Here is a 19,221-nt window from a genome sequence, read left to right on the forward strand (position 1 = left end):
GCTTAAATTTTGTGCAATTGCGCTCCCCGGCGGCTGCGGCGCATCCGGCACGTGCCGCCGCGACGGCTGCCACGGTTTCGGGCCCCGCTTCTGTGCGCAAGCGCACGACTTTCCACAAAGCAGCGGGACAGTACTGTGGAGGGCTTGTGGAAAGATGCCTGAGAGTTTCCATAAACCATTGATTCCAAAGGGACTCCAATCCCCTGCTTAAAAAACAGGCAGACACGCTTATTCGCTGCGGGCCGGCGTCGCAGCGGACAGGCGTGGTTAAAAGCGCGGCTTGTCCACAGCGCGCAGGGAGAGCGCTGTGGATGGCTTGTGGACAAATCCGGGAGAAGATGCACAAGTTTTTGAATATCAAAGGTTTTTTTGGTGCTGCCGAGAAAATGTGCAAACGCAGCAGAAGCGTCCCCTGACGGCGCTGCCTTCGGGCGCTGGTTGGCCGGGCGCAGGGCGAGGCGCTTGGCGCATCCGATAAGCGGGCTACCCGCCACGCAGCGTGAAAAAGAGTTCTATAAGCCTCATTTTATCCAGAGAGGCTGTGGATAACTTTGTGAACAAGCGCTTGGGCGGCGATGTAAGTGGTTGATGCAAAAGAGAAATGGTTATATTGCCTAATTTTTGTTGTGCTCATAAATCGCATAAGAATCAAAGGCTTGCACGAACGAATGCGGCTTTCGGGGTAGCCCTTTGCCATCAACGCTACCCCCTTGACATTGCAGTTATGCTGTGGACATGTCTGATCCACGCCGCTTGCCCGCGGCCTCCTCATGTCTGACCTGCCGAATTTTCCGCGTGACCCTTCCACCACCACGCCGCGCAGCGGCCGCGAGGTGATTCCCGTCGGCGAACTCAACCACGCGATCGCGCGCGTGTTGGAACGCAGTTTTCCGCTCGCCTGGGTAAGGGGCGAAATCTCAAACTTCACGCGCGCCGCCAGCGGGCACTGGTATTTCTCGCTGAAGGACGCGCGCGCGCAGATCCGCTGCGTGATGTTCCGCGGGCGCAACCAGCATGTCGACTTCCAGCCGCGCGAGGGCGAGGCGGTCGAGGTGCGCGCCGTGGTCTCGATGTACGAGGCGCGCGGCGAGCTGCAACTGGGAGTCGAGGCGATGCGCCGCGCCGGCCTCGGCAACCTCTATGAAGCCTTCCTGCGGCTCAAGGAAAAGCTGTCGCAGGCCGGGCTGTTCGCGCCGGAGCGCAAGCGGCCGGTGCCGGCGCAGCCGCGCACCATCGGCGTGATCACGTCATTGCAGGCCGCGGCGCTGCGCGATGTGCTGAGCACGCTGCGGCGGCGCGCGCCGCATGTGCCGGTGGTGGTCTATCCGGTGCCGGTGCAGGGCACTGGCGCGGCGCAGAAGATCGCGGACATGCTCGACATGGCGGCCGCCCGCGCCGAATGCGACGTGCTGATCCTGTGCCGCGGCGGCGGCAGCATCGAAGACCTGTGGTCGTTCAATGAAGAGGTGGTGGCGCAGGCGATCGCGCGCTGCACGCTGCCGGTGGTCTCCGGCGTCGGCCACGAGACCGATTTCACCATCGCCGATTTCGTTGCCGACGTGCGCGCGCCGACGCCCACCGGCGCGGCCGAACTGGTCAGCCCCGATCGCGCGCACCTGCTCGCGCAGACGCTGCGCGCGCGCGATGCGCTCAGGCAATGCCTGCGCCGCGGGCTGGACCTGCGCGCGCAGCACCTCGACTGGCTGGCGCGGCGCGTGCGCAGCCCGCAGGCGCAGCTGCAGGAGCGCCGCGCGCAGGTCGACAATCTGGCGCGACATTTGCGGTCGGCATTGCGTGACACCGTGGTGTCGCAGCGCCATCGCCACCAGTTGCTGGCGATGCGCTGGCGCGCATGCCGCCCCGACGCCGCCGCGGCCCACGCCGACGTGGCGCGCCTGTGGCAGCGGCTGCAGGCAGCGGCGCTGCGCCAGCACGAGCGCGCCGGCCAGCGCCTGGCGCGCAGCGCCGGCGCGCTCGAATTGCTGGCGCCGCAACGCACGCTGGAGCGCGGCTATGCGGTGCTGCTCGACCAGCGCGGACGCGCGCTGCGCGCTCCCGCCGAGATCCGTGCCGGCAGCGTGGTCGAAGCGCACCTGGCCGAGGGCGTGGCCGATCTGGCGATCGCCGGCGTGCAGGCCAAGTTGCCGGAATTCTGAGCCGCCGCGCGGCGCCGGGAACGCCTCCCATTCGCGTGCGGCACAGGCCCGAAAGGCCGCGCCGAAATCTCCCGGAAAGCCGCGCGCGGACAAACTAACATCGGAGCAGGGGGCTTTGCGCCGCGGTTTGCGTGGGTCTTGCAAGTCCCCTACAATCGGCAATTCCGGACCCAACAACCCCAACCCACAGAGACAGAACAATGGAACACAAGCTCCCCCCGCTTCCGTACGCGCATGATGCCCTGGCTCCGCACATCTCCAAGGAGACGCTGGAGTTCCATCATGACAAGCACCACCAGACCTACGTCACCAACCTGAACAACCTCATCAAGGGCACCGAGTTCGAGAACGCGACCCTGGAAGAGATCGTCAAGAAGTCGTCGGGCGGCATCTTCAACAACGCCGCCCAGGTGTGGAACCACACCTTCTACTGGGATTCGCTGAAGCCCAACGGCGGCGGCCAGCCGACCGGCGCACTCGCCGATGCCATCAACGCCAAGTGGGGCTCGTTCGACAAGTTCAAGGAAGAGTTCACCAAGGTTGCCGTCGGCACCTTCGGTTCGGGCTGGGCCTGGCTGGTCAAGAAGGCCGACGGCTCGCTGGACCTGGTGTCCACCTCCAACGCCGCCACGCCGCTGACCACCGACGCCAAGCCGCTGCTGACCTGCGACGTGTGGGAGCACGCCTACTACATCGACTACCGCAATGCCCGCCCGAAGTACGTCGAGGCATTCTGGAACGTCGTGAACTGGGACTTCGCCGGCAAGAACTTCGCTGGCTGATCCACGCATCGTCCAGACCGCAGCAAACAAAAAAGGGCCGCCAGGCCCTTTTTTGTTGCCCCGCAATTCCGTAGTCCCGCACACTCCGCACTTCCTGTTTTCACGCCGTCCCATGGCTGGAACACAGCGACACACCACCGCCCACTACCGGGTCCCGCACCCGCGCCCTATGCTGCGGATGTCCATGCCAGCGTGGTCCGCCATCACGATAACAAATCGATATGGTGACCAAAAGAAAATGCGAATGGACGCTGCGATACCCGATTTCTAGAATCCCCTCACGCTGCATCGCCGCGTACATCCGCCGCATGAGATAGCGCAATCAAGAATCCAGACATTGCTGATGCCGTAGTCCGGGCAGGGGTTGCTGCTGCCCGCGATTTCGCGCACGGGGCGGGGCAGGCATCCCCGTATCGATTCGGACAGGCGCAAGACCGACACTGGAGACAACATGAACAACCCCCTTGCGGGCGCCACCTTTGCGGCGCTCGCGGCCTGCTGCACCGTCGCTTCGGCGCAGAACCACGTGACGCTGTATGGCCGGCTGAATACGTCGATGGAGTATTCGGACGCGTCTACGGCGTCCGACGGCACCAAGCTCGGCGGCACCGGCCGGCTTACCAACAACCGCTCGGTGTTCGGCATGCGCGGCGAAGAGGCGCTGTATGGCAGTCTGAAGGCGATCTGGCAGATCGAAAGCAACATCTCTTTGGATACGGGCAGCGGGCAACTGGCCAGCCGCAATACCCGCGTTGGGTTGGCCGGATCGGCCGGCAGCTTTTTCATGGGCAACTGGACCACGCCCTACCTCGAAGCCACGTCGTCCTACGATCCGTTCTATCCGACCACGGCCGGCTATATGGCGCTGATCGGCAACGGCTCGACCCCGACTTCCGACAACGTGCAGGACACCAGTGCCTTCGACCGCCGACAGAAGAACAGCCTGCACTACCGCAGCCCGAAATGGAACGGCTTCAGCGGCGGCGTGACCTGGGGCGTCAATGAAGAGCGCACCACGGTGCCGCGCAACCCCAGCCTGTGGTCGTTCGCCGCGGCCTATGACAACGGACCGCTGAACGTGGTGCTGGCCTACGAGCGCCACAACAACTACCAGGCCGCGGGCCGCGACGACGAAGGCATGAAGATCGGCCTGTCGTACCAGTTCCCGACCACCAGGGTATCCGCGATCTACGAGCGGCTGCACTACCGCACCGCCACCGGCGACCTGAAGCGCGATGCGTACTACGCCTCGGTGGTGCAGAAGCTGTGGACCGGCAGCCTGCGTGCCGGCGTCGGCTACGCCGGCAACGGCCGCGGCAACGCCACCGAGACAGTCGGCTTCTTCCGCAGCGGTCCGGACACCGGCGCCGTGCAGGCCACCGTCGGCTACGAATATCCGCTGTCCAAGCGCACCTCGGTGTTCGGCTTCTACAGCCGCATCTTCAACAAGAAGAACGCCACCTACGACTTTGCCATCAATGAACTCGGCATCTCCGCCGGCGCCGATCCGCAGACCTTTGCGCTGGGCATGCGCCACGTGTTCTGAAGGCGCTTCGCCGCAGGCCATTACCAAGACACCCACGATCCAGGAGACCCCACATGAGATTCCGCAACATGCTGCGCGCCACGCTGGCCGCCGCCTTGTGCCTGCCGCTGCTGCACGGCGCCGCGCGCGCCGACAGCTATCCCGACAAGCCGATCCGCATGGTGGTGCCGTTTGCCGCCGGCAGCGCCACCGACCTGCTCGCGCGCATCGTCAGCGCCGAGATGAGCGCCTCGTCGAACATGCAGATCGTCGTCGACAACCGGCCCGGCGCCGGCGGCACCATCGGCACCGCGGTGGTGGCCAAGGCTCCCGCTGACGGCTACACGCTGCTGCTGACGTCCGCCGGCCATGCGGTCAATCCCACGCTCTATCCGAAGCTGCCGTACGACACCACGCGCGACCTGAAGGGCATCTCCACGGTGGCGACCATGCCCTACCTGCTGGTGGTCAGCGCCTCCAGCCCGTACCGCACGCTCAAGGACCTGCTGGCCGCGGCGCGCGCCAAGCCCGATTCGGTCACCTACAGCTCGGCGGGCACCGGCAGCTCGTCGCACCTGAGCGGCGAGCTGTTCAACGTGACCGCCGGCGTGCAGACCCGGCATATCCCGTACAAGGGCGCGCCGGCCGCGATCACCGACGTGATGAGCGGACGCGTCGACATGTTCTTCGCCCCGTCGATCACCGCGCTCCAGTTCGTCAAGGACGGCAAGCTGCGCATCCTGGGCGTGGCCACGGCGGCGCGGGTGCCGTCGCTGCCGGACGTGCCCACCATCGCCGAGGCGGGCGTGCCGGGTTATGTGTTCGATGCGTGGTTCGGCGTGCTGGCGCCGGCGGGCACGCCCAAAGAGATCGTGGCGCGCCTGAATACGGCGATGCAGCAGGCGCTGGGCGCGCCGGCGACGCGCGACAAGCTGATGGCGCAAGGCGCCGAGGCCAAGCCGTCGACGCCGGCCGCGTTCGACAAGCTGATCGCCGCCGACATCGCCAAGCTCGAGCCCATCGTCAGGCGCTCGGGTGCGCAGCCGGGCCAGTAACGCTGCAGCACTGGCGCCCGCCCTGCGGGCGCCGCTTCCACTGACACACGGAACTCCGTTATGCGATGCATTGCACGGGCCCTGGCACATGCCACGGCGGTTGGTTGCCTGATGGCGGCATGGGGAACCCAGGCGCAGGCCGCCGCCGCGCACGCGGACCGGATCCTGGTCAACGGCACGGTGCTGACCATGGACGCCGCCGATACGGTGGCGCAGGCCATCGCCATCCGTGGCGAACACATCGTCGCGGTGGGCGCCAACCCGCAGATCCGCCGCCTGGCCGGCCCGGCTACCGAGGTCATCGACCTGGGCAGGCGCACTGTGATCCCGGGCCTGATCGACACCCATATCCACGCCATCCGCGGTGGCCAGAGCTATGCCTTCGAGACCTACTGGTACGAAGGCGAAACCACCAGCCTGGCCTCGGGGCTGGAGCAGTTGCGCCAGACTGCGCAGGCGCGCGGCCCGGGCAAGTGGGTGGCCGTGACCGGCTCGTGGCACCCCGACCAGTTCACCGAGAAGCGCGCCCCGACGCCGGCCGAGCTGACCGCGCTGCTGCCCGACAATCCGGCCTACGTGCAGTACCTGTACGACTACGCGCTGGTCAACGCCAGGGCGATCGAAGTGCTCAAGCTCGACCAGCCCGATGCGCTGCCGCCCGGCATCCGCATGGAGCGCGACGGCGACGGCCGTCTCACCGGCCGCGTGTTCGGGGCGATCCGGCCGCTGTCGGCGCTGTTCGGGCGCATCCTGGCGCAGAGCGATGTCGATGCCAAGGCCAGCCTGCAGGCCTTCTTCGGCCGGCTCAACAGCCTCGGTGTCACCGCGCTGATCGACCCGACCGCCGGGCCAGGCGTCGCGTACGATCCGCTGTTTGCACTGTGGCGCGAACAACGGCTGTCGCTGCGGGTCGGCTATCGCATCCCGACGCTGGTCGCGGGCAACGAGGCCGAGTGGTTCCGCAACACGCTGGCCTACCTGCCGCCGCGCATGGGCGACGGCAAGCTGCGTTTCCTTGGGCCGGGCGAGATGCTGGTGCATGGCATGGACGACGGCGTCACCATGGGCCCCGGCTTCCGTCCCACGGCGAAGGACCGCGAGGAGCTGCTGAAGGTTGCCACCTTCGCCGCCAGCCGCGGCTATCCGGTGGAGATCCACGCCTATACCGACGATGCCGCCAACGCCATCCTCGATGTGTTCGAGCAAGTGGCAAGACACCATGACCTGGGCAAGCTGCGCTGGGCCATGGCCCACCTGAACACCGGCAAGCCGGAAACGTTCCGGCGCATGAAGGCGCTCGGGCTGGCCTACACGGTGCAGATGGGGCCGTACTTCGAGGCCGGCGCCATCGGTCATGCCAACGGCCATCATGTGGCCGAAGCCGCGCCGCCGGTGCGGCTGGCGCTGGAGAACGGGCTGAAGGTGGCCGGCGGCACCGATGCCACGCGTATCGGCATCCCCGGCGTCTGGCGCGCGCTGGAGTTCCACGTCGGCGGCTATTCGATTGGCAGGGAAGTCCGGCGCAAGGAGGAGTTCCGGCTCTCGCGGCTGGAAGCGCTGCGGCTGTACACCGCGAATGCGGCGTGGATTTCGTTCGACGAGAGTTCGCGCGGCACGCTCGAGGCGGGCAAGCTGGCCGACCTGGCGGTGCTCGACAAGCCTTACCTGACCGTCCCGGTCGAAGACATCCATCGTATCCGTTCGGTGCTGACGATGGTGGGTGGCAGGGTGGTGCATGGCGATGGGGGCTTTGCTGCGCGCAAGGAGCGATAGGAGCAGCGAAAGCTCCGCGGAAGGGCAGACGTGCTTAACCGCGCCAACGCCCACTAAGAACCACCCCCGATCTCCCCCAGCACCCTGCAATTCGGCCAGCTCCCAGCCACCGCCAACTCCGTCGCCACCCGCCTCAGCGTTTCCATCACAGCCAGCGTCGCCCGCGACGGCGGCCGTGCCGCGGCATAGCCGATCAGCCGATGCAGTTCGAGCCCTTGCACCGGCACGGCCTGCAGGTGTCCGGCCTCCAGTTCATCCCGGATCGCCGCGGCAAAATGCACGGTCCAGCCGAACCCGCGCGCCACCAGTCGCCGGGCTACCTCGATCGATTCCACCTCCATCGTGACCTGCAACTCCAGGCCCTGGCGCGCGGCCAGTGCTTCCAGCGCCAGCCGCACGCCTGACTTCGGCACCCCGGTCAGGATCAATGGGAGGCCCTGCAGCTGTTCGATCTCCACCGGCCCATCACCCAGCGCGGCATCGCCCCGCGGGCCGATCGCGCACAGGCTCTCCGCCACCAGCGGCACCGCCGAAACCCCGGGGCTCGACACCGGCCCGCTCAGCAGCGCGACGTCGAGCGTGCCTTGCAGCAGCGCATCCTGCAGCGCGGGCGCGAAATTCTCCACCAGGCGCAGGCGGATCTCCGGATACTGCTCGCGCAGCGCTTCGGCCAGCGGGATGAACAGCAGGGGCGCCAGCGCCGGCGTCAGCCCCACCGCGACCAGCCCGCGCGGCGACGCGGCAAGGTCGGCGATATCCACCTTGACCTGGTCGGCGTAGCGCAGCAAAAAGGACGCGCGGTCCAGCAGCACCAGGCCCTCCGGCGTGGGCGTGGCGCCGCGCACGTGGCGCTCCAGCAGGCGCACGCCCAGTTCTTCCTCGAGCAGCCGGATCTGGCGGCTGAGCGCAGGCTGCGCGATATGCAGCGCAGCCGAGGCGCGGCCGAAGTGCTGCAGCGTGGCCAGCACCTTGAAGTAGCGAAGCTGTCGGAGATCCATGGCGAAGCTCTACTGGCGTGATTTGTGCAATCGATTGCACAAGATGTCCAAAAAAACGGCGCCCTTGCGAGCGCCAGCGTTACAGCGGCCGGGTCGAGCCCCGCACCACCAGTTCGGGCGCCAGCAGGGTCCGCGCCGTGGTGGTGATGCTGCCGTCCAGCGCGCCCAGCATCAACGCGGCAGCGCGCGTGCCCATCTCGTAGAACGGCACGCGGATGGTGGTCAGCGCCGGGGCCACCGCATGCATCAGCAGCATGTCGTTGTGCCCGACCACCGACAGGTCCGACGGGCAACTGCCGCCCGCCGCGTTGACGGCCGCATAACAGCCCAGCGCCAGGAAATCATTGGCGGCCACCACCGCGGTGACGCGCTGGCGGCGCGACAGCAGCTGCGCGCACGCGGCCTGGCCCGCCGCTTCCGTGTAGGCCGGCGCGCGCACCACCGGGCAGGACGAGGCGGGCAGGCCCAGCTCCGCCACCGCCTGCAGGAACCCCGCTTCGCGCTCGTGGCCGGTGGAGAGATTGGTCGGGCCGGCCACATGGCCGATGCGCCGGTGGCCCAGCGCGTGAAGGTGGCCGACGGCAAGCGCCATCGCCTGACGGTGGTCGGCGACGATGCTGGACACGCGCCCGGCATCGTCGCTGCGATTGACCATCACCAGCGGCACGCCCTGCGCCAGGCAATGGTCCACCACCGGGTCGTTGCGCTCGGCGGTGGCGAGGATCAGACCGTCGACCTGCCGCGCCAGCAGCTGATCGACGATAAAGGTCTGGCGCGCCTTGTCGCCGCCGGCATTGGCGACGATCGGGATATAGCGGTGCCGCGACAGTGCGTTCTCGATGCCGAGTACGATCGGCGGAAACACCGGGCTGCCGATGTCCGGCACCACCACGCCGATGGTGCCCGAGCGCCGTGTGCGCAGCGCCGCGGCGATGCGGTTCGGCGAGTAGTGCAGGTCCTGCGCCGCCTTCAGCACGCGCGCCACCAGTTCGTCGCCGATGCGATGGCGGGTCTGCGGGTTGAGCACGCGCGACACGGTCGAGGGATGCACGTCGAGTGCCTCGGCAATCTGCTTGATGGTGGGCTTGCTCATCGCTATGTGCTACGTGCGGCAGACGGCGCGCCATACCGCCTGGTTATCGGGATACCGGCAAAAAGTGGATTGGACGCAAGGCACCGGCGCTTCCTAGAATCGGCCCGGATGCGCGCAATCTCGCGCTTGTCGTGCAATCGATTGCATTGTAATCTGCCCGGCGCGTCATGCCAAGCCATGGCTGGCCGGGCGTAGCAAAAGGAGACGGAGATGAAGGCAGCGGTTTCGCTCGCCGGCCAGGCGCCGGTGTACCAGGAGTTCGACGACCCGGTCGCCGAGCCCGGCAAGGTGGTGGTCAAGGTTGCCGCGTCTGCGCTGACGCGGCTGGACATGGCGATTGCGGAAGGCCGCCACTACATCAAGCCGGGTGCGGGCCGCTTCGTGGTGGGGCGCGAGGGCGTGGGGCGCCTTGGCGACGGCCAGCGGGTCTACTTCAACGTCAATGCGCCGCGCGCGCCGTACGGCTCGATGGCGCAGCGCGCGCTGGTCGACCCGGCGTTGACCTTCCCGGTGCCGGACGGCATCGACGATGCCCGCGCGGCCGCGCTCGGCAACGCGGGCCTGGCGGCATGGCTGCCGCTGTCGTGGCGCGCGCGCATGCAGCCGGGCGAAACCGTGCTGGTGCTCGGCGCCACCGGTATTTCCGGGCTGCTGGCGGTGGCCGCGGCAAAGCTGCTAGGCGCCGGCCGCGTCATCGCCGCCGGGCGCGACGTGCACGCGCTGCAGCGTGCGCGCCGGCTCGGCGCCGATGCGGTGGTGCCGCTCGACCAGCCCGGCGACCTGCTCGACGCCTACCGCAATGCGGCCGACGGCAGCGTCGATATCGTGCTGGACTACCTGTGCGGCGCGCCCGCCGAAGCCGCGCTGCTGGCGCTCGGCCACGGCGGCCGGCTGGTCCATATCGGCACCACGGTCGCGCCGACCATCACCTTTGCCGGCGCGGCCGCGCGCCAGGCGTGCTTCGACATCATGGGCTTTGCCTATTACCACGCACCCATTGACGCGCAGGCGCAGGCCTATGCCGAACTGTGCCGGCATACCGCCGCGGGGCGCATGGAGATCGATATCGTCGCCGAGCCGCTCGAAGCGGTCGGGCGCGTGTGGGCGGCGCAGGCCAGGGGCGCACGCCAGCGCTTCGTGCTGCTGCCCTGAACACGCGTCCGGATCAGCGCCCCTTGGCGTCCGGCACGCGGGTCTGGTCGATCGAGGCCCCGCCGCTGCCCGTGCGCGGCTTGCCGTGCAGGCCATCGCGGTCGACCTTGCCGGCGCTTTCTGACGCGGGCTTGGGCTTGTCGCGGCCAGGCAGGCCGCCCGCGGTGTGCGGCTCCTTGGGCACGTCGCCGAGGTCCTTGGCGAGGCCGCCGGGGTTGGTCGGGGTAGCGCCCGGCGTGCTTGCCGGCGCCACGCTGGCGCCGGGCGGCGGTATGGTCTGGCTGCCCTTGGGGCCCTTGTCGGTGCGCACGCCGGTCTCGGGCTGCGCCAGGGTGCCGCCGGCGAGCGCGCACAGCAGCGCGACGGCGGCGGCGCGGGGGATGATGGATCGCATCTGGGTTCTCCTGTCAAACGCTGACATGCTGGTACGGCAAAAGCATTTGCCGGGCCATCTCGCGTGCTGCCGCGCGGGGCCGGGCGGGGCACCGGCGCAGCGCACTTTCTACAAGCGCCGGTGGTTGTTACAAGGGCGCGGCGGCGACGGGCGATGCAATGCCAGCAGGCGCGGGCAGCGGCCAGGCCAGTGCCGCGGGAACGGAAGTTGCGCGCACTTCAGCGTTGGCCCGCGATTGCGGCCCACCTCAGCGGAGGCGTCATGAAGCACAGCAAGCACGACACGTCGAACGATCCGGCGCTGGACCGGCGCCAGGGCCTGGATGACCGTGAACTGAAGGAAAACGCCGCGGACAACCAGCGCGCGCGCGAGCGCGCCCGTGCCGATTGGGAGCATGCGGCATCACACCGCAAGGACGACCAACCGGCGCGCAAGCCGGACAAGGCCGGCAAGGGCGAGATGCCGCCGGGGGTCGGCGCGCGTGACCTGCACGATCCCGGCAGCCGCGACCCCGACGCGCCGCCGACCGTAAACCGGTCCTGACGCGGTCAGGGCTTCGCGCCGCGCGCCAGCCGCGCGGCTGCCTGCAGGCTGCGCACGATGCGGTCGAAGGCCGCGGCACGCGCTTCGTCGCTGCGCTGGCGCAGCGCAAACGAGGGGTGGTAGGTGGCGATGACCAGCCGCCCCTCGTGCTCGACCGGCGTCTCCATCATGCCCGCCAGCGTTACGCTCTTGCGGCCCAGCACCGCGCGCGCCGCGGTGGCGCCGAGCGCGACCACCACCGTGGGGTGCACTTTTTCCAGCTCCCGCTCCAGCCACAGGTTGCAGGCCTCGATCTCCTGCTGCGCCGGCGATTTGTGCAGCCGGCGCTTGCCGCGCCATTCGAACTTGAAATGCTTGACCGCGTTGGTCATGAAGAGCTTGTCGCGGTCCAGGCCCGCAGCCTGCAGCGCTTCATCCAGCAAGTGCCCGGCCGGCCCGACAAAGGGCGAGCCTTGCAGGTCTTCCTGCGAACCGGGCTGCTCGCCCACCAGCATGATGCGCGCGTGCGCCGCGCCGGCGCCGGGCACGCCCTGGGTGGCGTTGCGCCACAACGGGCAGCGCCGGCATTCGTTCAGTTCGCCGCGACTGACAGGCGGCTTGTTGCGCTCGGGCATGGCGGATGACGGTGGCGCAGCGCGCGCGGGGGCTGCTGCCGATGCGCTGCAGGTTTCGCGCCATGGCGCCGCGTGGCGATCGGTATGGAACTTGCCTTCTCCCCTTGTTTTCTCGCATGACGCGCGTCGGCCACGCCACCGCGCGCCTTGCCTTGCCGCACCGAACGCCTGACGCCTGAACCGCGCGCATGTCCCAGACGATCCGTCCCGCCTCCCGCCGCCGCATCGCGGCCGAACTGTTCCGCGCGATCTGGCGCTTCCGTGCGCGCGTGCTGATCGCGGTGTCGTTGCTGCTGCTGGCCAAGGCCTGTGCCGTGGCGGTGCCGCTGATGCTCAAGCTGGTGGTCGACGAGGTCACGCCCGCCGCGGCCGGCACCGATGCCGCGCGCCTGGGGCTGGTGGCGATGCCGGTGTTCCTGGTGCTGGCCTATGCGATCCTGCGGCTGCTCGGCAACGCCTTCAGCGAACTGCGCGACGTGGTCTTTGCCTACGTCACGCAGAGCACGGTGGCGGGCTTCATGGAACGTGCCTTCGCGCACCTGCATGCGCTGGGGGCGCGCTTCCACGCGCAGCGCGCCACCGGCAGCGTGATCCGCGACCTGGAGAAGGGCACCGCGGCGATCGGCTTCCTGCTGGGTGTGGCGGTCTTCACCATCGTGCCGACGCTGATGGAGATCGTGTCGGTGCTGGCCATCATGATCGGCGCCTATGGCGCGGCCTTCGCCGCGATCATCCTGGGCGTGTTCGTGCTGTACGCCGGCTTTACCTATGTCTTCACGCAGCGGCGCATGCGCGTGCAGCGCCAGGTCAATGCGGTCGAGGCCACCACCAACAGCAAGGTGGTGGACAGCCTGCTCAACTACGACACCGTCAAGTTCTTCGCGCGCGAGTCGTTCGAGACGCGGCGCTTGTCCGAGATGCTGCAGCGCTGGATCGGCATCAGCGTGGAAAACCAGTATGCGCTGTCGGCGCTGCATATCGGGCAGAGCCTGTGCATCGCGGTGGGGGTCGGCGCGGTGATGCTGCTGGCCACGCAGCGGGTGATCCAGGGCTCGCTGTCGGTGGGCGACCTGGTGCTGATCAACGCCTACATCATCCAGGTGGTGCTGCCGCTCAATACGCTGGGCTTTATCTTCCGCGAGTCGAACGACGCCATGACCAATGTCGAGCGTCTGTTCGCGCTGCTCGACGCCCACGGCAAGCCCGGCGAGGACAGCGACGCGCCGGCGGCGCGCCCGCTGCGCGTGAGCCGCGGCGAGATCGTGTTCGACCGCGTCAACTTCAGCTACGACCCAAGCCACCAGACCCTGTGGGACGTCAGCTTCCGCGCCGGCGCCGGCCAGACCGTGGCGGTGGTGGGCGGCAGCGGCTCGGGCAAGTCGACGCTGGCGCGGCTGCTGTTCCGGCTGTACCAGCCCGACAGCGGCAGCATCAGCATCGACGGCCAGGACCTGCGCCTGGTGACCCAGCGCAGCCTGCGCGAACTGATCGGCATCGTGCCGCAGGACACCATCCTGTTCAACGACACCATCGCCTACAACATCGGCTACGGCCGCGAAGGCGCTACCCGCGCCGATATCGTCGCCGCGGCGCGCGCGGCGCAGCTCGACGCCTTTATCGACCGCCTGCCCGACGGCTACGAAACCCAGGTGGGCGAGCGCGGCGTGCGCCTGTCGGGCGGCGAGCGCCAGCGCGTGGCGATTGCGCGCGCGATGCTCAAGCGCCCGCCCATCGTGGTCTTCGACGAGGCCACCTCGGCGCTGGACACGCGCTCGGAGCGCGCGATCCAGCAGGAGCTGTCCGCAGTCGCGCGCGGGCGCACCGCGCTGATCATCGCGCACCGGCTCTCGACCATCGTCGATGCCGACCGCATCCTGGTGATGGAGCACGGCCGCATCGTCGAAGACGGCAACCACGCCACGCTGCTCGAGCGCGGCGGCATCTACACCCAGATGTGGCAGTTGCAGCAGCAGCAGCGCGAGCTGGAACGCGCCGAACGGCGCCTGGCGCTGCAGCCGGTGCGGCTCGAGATCCTGCTGGCGAGCGTGGTGGACGGGCTGCGCGAGCTGATCGCCGAGCGCCATGTCAACCTGTTCACGGTGCAGAGCGAGTCCGAGCTGCGCGTCACCGGCGATCCGGGCGTGTTGCAGAAGGCGATCTGGGAGCTGTGCCAGCACATGATCGCCACTATCGAGCCGGGCGGGCGGCTGGAACTGCGGCTCGAGCGGCTGGACGGCCAGGCCGGCCTGCGGCTGTCCGCCACGCCGGGCGATCTGCCGCTGCCGGATGTGCAAGGCCTGCACGAATGGCTGGCCGAGCACGGCGTCACGCTGACTGCCGACGGGCCCGCGCACGCCTACCAGCTGCTGATGCCGATGCGCGCCGTGCAGGAACCCGAGCCGCGCCGCGCGCCGGACGCCACCCCGCACGCCGAGCCCGCACCCGAGGCGCCCGATGCGCAGGCGCTCAAGGGCCTGCGCGTGCTGCTGCTGGACGACGACGAGCCCACGCGCGAGGTGCTGAGCGCCTCGCTGGAAGACTACGGCGCGCATGCCATCGCGCAGCAGCGCGGCGACGACGTGATCGCGCTGCTGGCCGGCACGCACCCGGGGCAATGGCCGCAGGTGCTGTTGTGCGACCTTGCGCTCGAAGAGGAAGACGGCTACACCGTGCTGCGCCGGGTGCGGCGGCTCGAGGCGCAGATGCAGGTGCCGCTGGGCAAGCGCATGACCGCGATCGCGCTGTCCGGGCACGCCGAGCCGCAGGACCGCATGCGCGCGCTGATGGCGGGGTTCCAGCTGCACCTGTCCAAGCCGGTGCGGGTGGGCGAGCTGGTGGCGGCGATCCGTTCGCTGGCGGTGCGCTCCACGCAGGACGCGCAGGAAGCGTAGCGCGGTTGCCCCGACCCCGGCCTCAGGCGCGCGGCTCGCGCAGCCGGCGCCGCAGCTTCAGCACCTCTGCCGGGATTACCCGCCGCTCCTGCCACACCCACGGCATGCCGCCCAGCACCTCGGCCAGGCCGCGCCATCCCTGGCAGTGCCACAGCTGCGGCAATGCCGCCGCGGTCTCGCTCAGCGCCACATGCCAGGGCAGCCGCAGCCAGGCGGACCAGATCGCATTGCGTGCCAGCAGCGAGCGGCGCTGCGCGGGATTGCGCAGCGGGCTGGGATGATGGTGCACCACCAGCTGCGGCGCGTACACCAGCTGCCAGCCATGCGCGGCCAGGTCCAGCGCCAGCAGCGTTTCCTCGCCGCCGAGGAAGAAGCGCGGATGGTAGCCGCCGGCCTGGCGGAAGGCATCGGTGCGGAACGCGGTGGCGCCCGCCATCAGGCCCAGGATCGCACGGCCCGGCAGCATCGCCGAGGGCAGCGGGCTGGCCGCCATGCGCGTGCAGGTCGGGTCTTCGCCGCGGTGCTCGCCCACCAGGATGCGCGCCGTCAGCGCGGCGACGCGCGGATGGCGCTCGAACATGGCGCACGCTGCCGACAGCGATCCGGGCGCCCACCAGCAGTCGTCGTCGCAGAAGGCGACGTAGCGGGTGCGGGCCCAGTCCGCGCCCAGGTTGCGGCCGGCGGCGCCGAGGTTGCGCGCGCTGCGCAGCAGCGCGGCGTGCGGGAATTCGCTGCGCACCATGGCGGCGGTGCCGTCGTCCGAGGCGTTGTCGACCACGGCGATGGGCGGGCGTTCCGGCAGCGCGCTCAGGCGCGCCAGCGCGGTGCGCACCGAATCGCGCCGGTTGTGCGTCAGCACCACCACGCTGATGTCGCAAGCGCGGGTACGCGGGGAAGGGCGGGAAGCGGAAGCGGTGGCTGGTATCGGCATGGGTATTTGCAGGAAGGACCCGGGCAAAAATCAGGCAAGCCCGGCATCGGCCGGCTGCAGCATCCAGTAGCGCTCGGGCGCGCACAGGTCGCACAGCCGGTCTTCGCTGAACAGTTGCAGCTGGCTCTGGTAGGCATTGAGCGCGTAGCTCTTCTGCGTCAGGTACTGCGCCACCGGCAGGTTGAGGGGCGTGGCGCGCAGGCCGCTGTCCCGGCATTGCACCAGGCGCTGCTGCAGCAACCCCGGCATGCGGCGGTAGATCGCGTCTTCGTAGTAGAGCCACTGCACGGGCGGGGGTGCGGCCGTGGGTGCGGCGGCATGCGGCGCGCTCCAGGCGGGGCCGCGCGCATGCGCGGCGAGCATCAGCAGCCGGCAGGCGTCATGCACCAGGGCATGGTCGGAATGGAACAGCCCGAGCGGAGCCACCACCACGCCCTCGGTCTGCGTCAGCAGCACGGTGTGCAGCGCGTCGGCAAGCTGCTGCGCGGTGTAGCGGCGCCCGTACTGGCTGTCCCAGAAGTCCAGCCACACCGCGTGCGCGCCCAGCATGGTCAGCGCGTGGTTGTCCTCGCGGCGGCGCGACAGCACCGCCTGCTCGGCGCTGGCGAAGCCGGCGGCCTGGTCCCAGTCGGGCGCCGCCATGTCCGCCGGCGGCACGCCCGCGAACACCGTCACCACGCGCGCCGCGCGCGCGGCCGCGATCAGCCCGCCGCAACTGAACACGGCATCGTCCAGGTGCGGCGAGATCACGGTCACCGCGGCGGCGAGATCGACCACCATCGCCGTGCCCATGCCGCCCCCTCGCGCGCCCCGGCACGCCGTCAACTGAGCGCGGCACGCGCTTCGCGCGCGGTGGCGGAAACCGGCACCACGTTGCCGGGCGCACCGTCGGCATGCGCCTGTGCGGCCAGCCGCGCGGCAAAGTAATCGACGGTGCGGCGCAGGCCGTCTTCCAGCGCGGTGTGCGGCTCCCAGCCCAGCAGCTGGCGCGCCAGCGTGATGTCGGGGCAGCGCTGGTGCGGGTCGTCGGCCGGCAGCGGCCGCAGCTCGATGCGCGATCGCGAGCCGGTGGCGCGCAGCACCGCCTGCGCAATCTCGAGCATGGTGGTTTCGCACGGGTTGCCCAGGTTGACCGGGGTGCCGCTGGCGGGGGCTTCCATCAGCCGGATCAGCGCATCGACCATGTCGTCGACATAGCAGAAGGCACGCGTCTGCGCGCCGTCGCCGTAGACCGTCAGCGGCTGGCCCGCCAGCGCCTGGGTGATGAAGTTCGAGACCACGCGGCCGTCGGCCGGGTGCATGCGCGGCCCGTAGGTGTTGAAGATGCGCGCGATGCGCACGTCCAGCCCGTGCTGGCGGTGGTAGTCCATGAACAGGGTCTCGGCGCAGCGCTTGCCTTCGTCGTAGCAGGAGCGGATGCCCACCGGATTGACGTGGCCCCAGTATCCTTCCTGCTGCGGATGGTGCTCGGGGTCGCCATAGACCTCGCTGGTGGAAGCCTGCAGGATGCGCGCCCTGAGCCGCTTGGCGAGTCCCAGCATGTTGATGGCGCCGTTGACGCTGGTCTTGGTGGTCTGCACCGGGTCGTGCTGGTAGTGCACCGGCGAGGCCGGGCACGCGAGGTTGTAGATCTCGTCGACTTCCACATACAGCGGGAAGGTGACGTCGTGCCGCAGCAGCTCGAAATTGGTCCGGCCCAGCAGGTGCGCGATGTTCTCCTTGGTGCCCGTGTAGAAGTTGTCCACGCACAGCACGTCCTGCCCGGCGCGCACCAGCCGCTCGCACAGGTGCGAGCCGAGGAATCCCGCGCCGCCGGTGACCAGGATGCGCTTGCGATCGCTTTCCTTCATTTCCGCTCTCCTTGTATTGCTTGCTCATGCGGGCCGGTCGTGTCCGCCGCTGGTGTCTACATCAAGCCGCGCCCCCATCAGGCCGCGGCGCGGCGGGCGCCCGCCTGCAGCACCGGCGCGCCGGCGCAGACGCGCGCATAGACCGCCTCCATCTGCCGGGCCACGCCGGCCCAGGTGAAATGCGCCTGCGCGCGGCGCCGGCCCGCTTCGCCCAGCTGGCGTGCCAGCGCGGGGTTGGCGGCCAGCTGTGCCAGCCGCGCCGCCAGCGCCGCCGGCGCCTTGGGCGGCACCAGGAAGCCGGTGTGCCCGTCCACCACGGTGGAGCGGATGCCGCCGACGTCGGCGCCGATCACCGGCGCGCCGCACGCCATCGCTTCCACCGGCGTGATGCCGAAGGGCTCGTACCACGGCGTGGTCACGAAGACATCGGCGGCGCTGTAGAACAGGCGCAGGGTGTCGCGCCCGCGCCGGCCGGTAAACACCACGCGTTCGGCCACGCCTTCGGCGCCGGCCACGTCCTGCAGCCGGCCGATTTCAGGCGTGGCCTGCACGCTGGGCTGCTCGGCGTTGCCGCCGACCACGTACAGGGTGGCGTCGAGGCCGGTGTCGCGGCGCAGGCAGCCCAGTGCGCGGATCACGTTGTCGATGCCCTTGCGCGGCACCAGCCGCCCCAGCTGCAGCACGCGAAAGCCATGCAGCGGCCAGCCCAGTGCGCGCCGCGCCGCGTCGCGCGGCACCGGCGCGAACTCGGCCGCGTCGAAGCCGCACGGCACGGTCTGCACGCGCGCGGGATCGGCGCTGTACAGGTTGACCAGGTCGTCCAGGTCCTGCGGACATTCCGCCACCACGCAGTCGGCCTCGCGCACCAGCGTGTCCTCGATGCCGAAGCGGTCGTCGGGGAAGCCGTCGGTGCTGCCCTGGTGCAACCGGCGCACCTTGCCCAGCGCATGGAAGGTCATCACCAGCGGGATGCCGAGGGTGTGGCGCGCGCGCAGCGCGGCCAGCCCGGACATGAAGAAGTTGGCATGGAGCACGTCGTAGCCGGTGGCATCGCGGCGCACGAAGTCAGCCAGGAACGCGCCGAAGTCCTCCATATAAGGCAGCAGCTGTTCCTTCGGGATCTGCACCGGCGGCCCAGCGGTAACGTGGATCACGCGCACATTGGGCGCGAACGACACCACCTCGGGCAACAGCGCCTTGTCGCGCCGGGTGAAGACATCGACCTGGTAGCCGCGGCTGCCAAGCTGCCTTGCAAGATGCGCCACATAGATGTTCTGTCCGCCGCAATCGGTGCTGCCGACACTGGCGAGTGGCGAGGCATGTTCGCTGATCAGCGCGATCTTGCGCATGGTGAGCTCCGGTGTTTTTGCGGCCGTGCCCGCAACGCGGACAGGTGCCGGGAGGTGGTGGCCCCTGCAGCTAGCGTGCCAATGCAGCGCGGCCTGCCATGCCCCGCGACACGTG

The 19,221-nt window shown here is 69.3% G+C and carries 16 protein-coding genes; 8 read left to right on the forward strand and 8 right to left on the reverse strand.

Going from position 1 to position 19,221, the window contains the following annotated elements:
* The first annotated feature begins 770 nt into the window (after positions 1-770).
* The 5 genes from xseA to C7416_RS09770 all read left to right on the forward strand — a co-directional run bounded on the left by xseA (position 771) and on the right by C7416_RS09770 (position 7,291).
* A complete protein-coding gene (gene xseA, locus C7416_RS09750) occupies positions 771-2,156 on the forward strand; it encodes an exodeoxyribonuclease VII large subunit (RefSeq protein ID WP_111518584.1) in 1,386 nt (461 codons plus the stop codon).
* A 200-nt stretch (positions 2,157-2,356) separates the two neighbouring features.
* Positions 2,357-2,938 (forward strand): superoxide dismutase [Fe], encoded by a 582-nt coding sequence (gene sodB, locus C7416_RS09755; protein WP_012351891.1) that lies wholly within the window; start codon positions 2,357-2,359, stop codon positions 2,936-2,938.
* 451 nt (positions 2,939-3,389) lie between these two features.
* Positions 3,390-4,484 (forward strand): porin, encoded by a 1,095-nt coding sequence (locus tag C7416_RS09760; protein ID WP_111518586.1) that lies wholly within the window; start codon positions 3,390-3,392, stop codon positions 4,482-4,484.
* A gap of 53 nt (positions 4,485-4,537) precedes the next feature.
* Positions 4,538-5,518: a tripartite tricarboxylate transporter substrate binding protein gene (locus tag C7416_RS09765; protein WP_111518588.1), complete on the forward strand. Its 981-nt coding sequence runs from the start codon at positions 4,538-4,540 to the stop codon at positions 5,516-5,518.
* Between the two features lie 111 nt (positions 5,519-5,629).
* Positions 5,630-7,291 carry an amidohydrolase gene (locus C7416_RS09770; protein ID WP_240988143.1) on the forward strand — a complete coding sequence of 554 codons (1,662 nt, stop codon included), beginning with the start codon at positions 5,630-5,632 and terminating at the stop codon, positions 7,289-7,291.
* 53 nt (positions 7,292-7,344) lie between these two features.
* Here the strand turns inward: C7416_RS09770 and C7416_RS09775 are convergent, their stop codons facing one another.
* Together C7416_RS09775 and C7416_RS09780 are read right to left on the reverse strand one after the other, a co-directional pair.
* The gene (locus tag C7416_RS09775) at positions 7,345-8,289 is read right to left on the reverse strand and encodes a LysR substrate-binding domain-containing protein (protein ID WP_111518592.1); all 945 of its coding nucleotides are present in this window, start codon (positions 8,287-8,289) and stop codon (positions 7,345-7,347) included.
* 79 nt (positions 8,290-8,368) lie between these two features.
* Positions 8,369-9,382: a LacI family DNA-binding transcriptional regulator gene (locus C7416_RS09780; RefSeq protein ID WP_111518594.1), complete on the reverse strand. Its 1,014-nt coding sequence runs from the start codon at positions 9,380-9,382 to the stop codon at positions 8,369-8,371.
* Positions 9,383-9,592: 210 nt separating this feature from the next.
* Between C7416_RS09780 and C7416_RS09785 the strand changes: the two genes are divergently transcribed.
* A complete protein-coding gene (locus C7416_RS09785; RefSeq protein ID WP_111518596.1) occupies positions 9,593-10,534 on the forward strand; it encodes a zinc-binding dehydrogenase in 942 nt (313 codons plus the stop codon).
* 13 nt (positions 10,535-10,547) lie between these two features.
* On the opposite strand, the gene C7416_RS09790 is transcribed toward C7416_RS09785, so the two are convergent.
* On the reverse strand, positions 10,548-10,928 hold the full coding sequence (locus C7416_RS09790) for a hypothetical protein (RefSeq protein ID WP_111518598.1): 381 nt from the start codon (positions 10,926-10,928) through the stop codon (positions 10,548-10,550).
* Positions 10,929-11,189: 261 nt separating this feature from the next.
* On the opposite strand from C7416_RS09790, the gene C7416_RS09795 reads away from it, so the two are divergent.
* Positions 11,190-11,471, forward strand: a complete 282-nt coding sequence (locus C7416_RS09795; RefSeq protein WP_111518600.1) for a hypothetical protein — start codon at positions 11,190-11,192, stop codon at positions 11,469-11,471.
* A 5-nt stretch (positions 11,472-11,476) separates the two neighbouring features.
* Here C7416_RS09795 and C7416_RS09800 read toward each other — a convergent pair whose 3' ends face one another.
* Positions 11,477-12,085, reverse strand: a complete 609-nt coding sequence (locus C7416_RS09800) for a UdgX family uracil-DNA binding protein (RefSeq protein WP_111518609.1) — start codon at positions 12,083-12,085, stop codon at positions 11,477-11,479.
* Positions 12,086-12,273: 188 nt separating this feature from the next.
* Between C7416_RS09800 and C7416_RS09805 the strand changes: the two genes are divergently transcribed.
* Positions 12,274-14,976 carry an ABC transporter transmembrane domain-containing protein gene (locus tag C7416_RS09805; protein WP_111518611.1) on the forward strand — a complete coding sequence of 901 codons (2,703 nt, stop codon included), beginning with the start codon at positions 12,274-12,276 and terminating at the stop codon, positions 14,974-14,976.
* A 22-nt stretch (positions 14,977-14,998) separates the two neighbouring features.
* On the opposite strand, the gene C7416_RS09810 is transcribed toward C7416_RS09805, so the two are convergent.
* The 4 genes from C7416_RS09810 to C7416_RS09825 form a co-directional block, all read right to left on the reverse strand.
* Complete coding sequence (locus C7416_RS09810; RefSeq protein WP_111518613.1) at positions 14,999-15,907, reverse strand: glycosyltransferase family 2 protein; 909 nt, start codon at positions 15,905-15,907, stop codon at positions 14,999-15,001.
* 30 nt (positions 15,908-15,937) lie between these two features.
* Positions 15,938-16,699 (reverse strand): PIG-L family deacetylase, encoded by a 762-nt coding sequence (locus tag C7416_RS09815; protein ID WP_111518615.1) that lies wholly within the window; start codon positions 16,697-16,699, stop codon positions 15,938-15,940.
* A 29-nt stretch (positions 16,700-16,728) separates the two neighbouring features.
* Complete coding sequence (locus C7416_RS09820; protein ID WP_111518617.1) at positions 16,729-17,757, reverse strand: UDP-glucuronic acid decarboxylase family protein; 1,029 nt, start codon at positions 17,755-17,757, stop codon at positions 16,729-16,731.
* Between the two features lie 77 nt (positions 17,758-17,834).
* Entirely contained in the window at positions 17,835-19,106 is a 1,272-nt protein-coding gene (locus tag C7416_RS09825; protein ID WP_111518619.1) for a glycosyltransferase, read from the reverse strand.
* Positions 19,107-19,221: the final 115 nt, after the last annotated feature.

The sequence above is a fragment of the Cupriavidus phytorum genome (assembly GCF_003254285.1).
Taxonomy (GTDB): domain Bacteria; phylum Pseudomonadota; class Gammaproteobacteria; order Burkholderiales; family Burkholderiaceae; genus Cupriavidus; species Cupriavidus phytorum.

Bases quoted from the DNA above. Each gene is read 5' to 3' on its own strand.
- C7416_RS09825 (WP_111518619.1), bottom strand. From the start codon at position 19,106: ATGCGCAAGATCGCGCTGATCAGCGAACATGCCTCGCCACTCGCCAGT.
- C7416_RS09820 (WP_111518617.1), bottom strand. From the start codon at position 17,757: ATGAAGGAAAGCGATCGCAAGCGCATCCTGGTCACCGGCGGCGCGGGA.
- C7416_RS09760 (WP_111518586.1), top strand. From the start codon at position 3,390: ATGAACAACCCCCTTGCGGGCGCCACCTTTGCGGCGCTCGCGGCCTGC.
- sodB (WP_012351891.1), top strand. From the start codon at position 2,357: ATGGAACACAAGCTCCCCCCGCTTCCGTACGCGCATGATGCCCTGGCT.
- C7416_RS09775 (WP_111518592.1), bottom strand. From the start codon at position 8,289: ATGGATCTCCGACAGCTTCGCTACTTCAAGGTGCTGGCCACGCTGCAG.
- xseA (WP_111518584.1), top strand. From the start codon at position 771: ATGTCTGACCTGCCGAATTTTCCGCGTGACCCTTCCACCACCACGCCG.
- C7416_RS09800 (WP_111518609.1), bottom strand. From the start codon at position 12,085: ATGCCCGAGCGCAACAAGCCGCCTGTCAGTCGCGGCGAACTGAACGAA.
- C7416_RS09810 (WP_111518613.1), bottom strand. From the start codon at position 15,907: ATGCCGATACCAGCCACCGCTTCCGCTTCCCGCCCTTCCCCGCGTACC.
- C7416_RS09770 (WP_240988143.1), top strand. From the start codon at position 5,630: ATGGCGGCATGGGGAACCCAGGCGCAGGCCGCCGCCGCGCACGCGGAC.
- C7416_RS09795 (WP_111518600.1), top strand. From the start codon at position 11,190: ATGAAGCACAGCAAGCACGACACGTCGAACGATCCGGCGCTGGACCGG.
- C7416_RS09765 (WP_111518588.1), top strand. From the start codon at position 4,538: ATGAGATTCCGCAACATGCTGCGCGCCACGCTGGCCGCCGCCTTGTGC.
- C7416_RS09815 (WP_111518615.1), bottom strand. From the start codon at position 16,699: ATGGGCACGGCGATGGTGGTCGATCTCGCCGCCGCGGTGACCGTGATC.
- C7416_RS09785 (WP_111518596.1), top strand. From the start codon at position 9,593: ATGAAGGCAGCGGTTTCGCTCGCCGGCCAGGCGCCGGTGTACCAGGAG.
- C7416_RS09805 (WP_111518611.1), top strand. From the start codon at position 12,274: ATGTCCCAGACGATCCGTCCCGCCTCCCGCCGCCGCATCGCGGCCGAA.
- C7416_RS09790 (WP_111518598.1), bottom strand. From the start codon at position 10,928: ATGCGATCCATCATCCCCCGCGCCGCCGCCGTCGCGCTGCTGTGCGCG.
- C7416_RS09780 (WP_111518594.1), bottom strand. From the start codon at position 9,382: ATGAGCAAGCCCACCATCAAGCAGATTGCCGAGGCACTCGACGTGCAT.